We start from the raw sequence: 1267 nt of genomic DNA, 5'->3' as shown, positions 1-1267 counted from the left end.
CATCCGTTGGCGCAGAACAAGGAATCGGTCCCGATCGTATGTCTTGTCCGGCCTGAGGAAAGTGCCGTCCATATCAACTGCGACCAAAGAGATCGGCTGCTTTGCCACTGCTTGACTCCCATCGTTGCGTACCCATGAGGATACCCAAATATTGCCCACAGCGAAAAGAAGTGCAGTCAGATAACTCACGTACGAGTATTTCATGTATGAGCAAGATTGATGAGTTGATCGCGGAACACGGCATAGGGCTAGAGCATGCGGTGTGCTTTGCACTGTATTCGGCAACCCAAGCCGTGGTGGGCTACTACCGGGATGTTCTGTCGCCATTCGGCGTGACGTACCAGCAGCTACTCGTTCTTAGTCAGCTCACTGAGGAAAAGTCCGCTTCTCCGCGCGAACTGGGGGACAAGCTCCATATGGGATCCAATGCGGTGACGGGGCTTCTTAACAGGATGGAGAAGGAGGGACTGATCGTCCGCTCTCGCGTTAGCTCGGATCGCAGGGTGGTACACGTGGCCGCAACTGCTCGAGCGCGTGGAGTCCTTGATCAGCTCGGCTTCCTGCCGCAATGCCTCGCCCAAGCAATGGAATTGACGCCGGAATCTGCGGCTGGCCTTCTGACCGAGCTGCACTCACTGCGTGATGCAGTGGAAAGTGCTCCTCGGCCATCCTCTCAAAGTAATGAACGCGCCGATGCGGCAGTATCGGCATAACGGAAAGGAATGCATCATGACTACAGCACCAGAGACCGTCAACCTATCCGACTATCCCGTCACCACGCTCCACGATGAGCAGACGACATTCGGTGCTCTCGCCGATGGCAAAGCCACTCTCGTGGTCAATGTGGCTTCGCGCTGCGGGCTCTCGCCCCAATACGAGCAGCTAGAAGAGCTGCAGAAGCGCTACGCGGACCGTGGCTTCACAGTGATCGGATTCCCCAGCAACCAGTTCATGCAGGAGCTAGGCTCTGAGGACAAGATCGCCGAATACTGCTCGGCAACGTGGGGAGTCACATTTCCGATGTCCTCGCGGATCAAAGTGAACGGAAAGAACGCCGATCCGATCTACCAGCAGCTCACCCAATTCCCAGTGTCCGGAGGCGGCAAGGCTGGCAGGATTACGTGGAACTTCGAGAAGTTCGTGGTGAGCCCTGATGGTCACGTGGCGCGCTTCGGCCCACGCACCAAGCCGGACGCCCCGGAGGTTATCGCCGCCATCGAGGCTGCCCTACCGGACAATGCGTAACAACTTCTGAAAGGGCATCATT

The 1267-nt window shown here is 57.1% G+C and carries 2 protein-coding genes; both read left to right on the top strand.

Going from position 1 to position 1267, the window contains the following annotated elements:
• Nucleotides 1-206 precede the first annotated feature (206 nt).
• Complete coding sequence (locus ACTHV6_RS10720; protein WP_441387525.1) at nt 207-713, top strand: MarR family winged helix-turn-helix transcriptional regulator; 507 nt, start codon at nt 207-209, stop codon at nt 711-713.
• Nucleotides 714-729: 16 nt separating this feature from the next.
• Nucleotides 730-1245 (top strand): glutathione peroxidase, encoded by a 516-nt coding sequence (locus ACTHV6_RS10715; protein WP_441387524.1) that lies wholly within the window; start codon nt 730-732, stop codon nt 1243-1245.
• Nucleotides 1246-1267: the final 22 nt, after the last annotated feature.

Source organism: Ancrocorticia sp., assembly GCF_052089425.1.
Lineage (GTDB): Bacteria > Actinomycetota > Actinomycetes > Actinomycetales > Actinomycetaceae > Ancrocorticia.
This window is presented reverse-complemented; position numbering and strand designations above follow the sequence as displayed.

Bases quoted from the DNA above. Each gene is read 5' to 3' on its own strand.
- ACTHV6_RS10720 (WP_441387525.1), top strand. From the start codon at position 207: ATGAGCAAGATTGATGAGTTGATCGCGGAACACGGCATAGGGCTAGAG.
- ACTHV6_RS10715 (WP_441387524.1), top strand. From the start codon at position 730: ATGACTACAGCACCAGAGACCGTCAACCTATCCGACTATCCCGTCACC.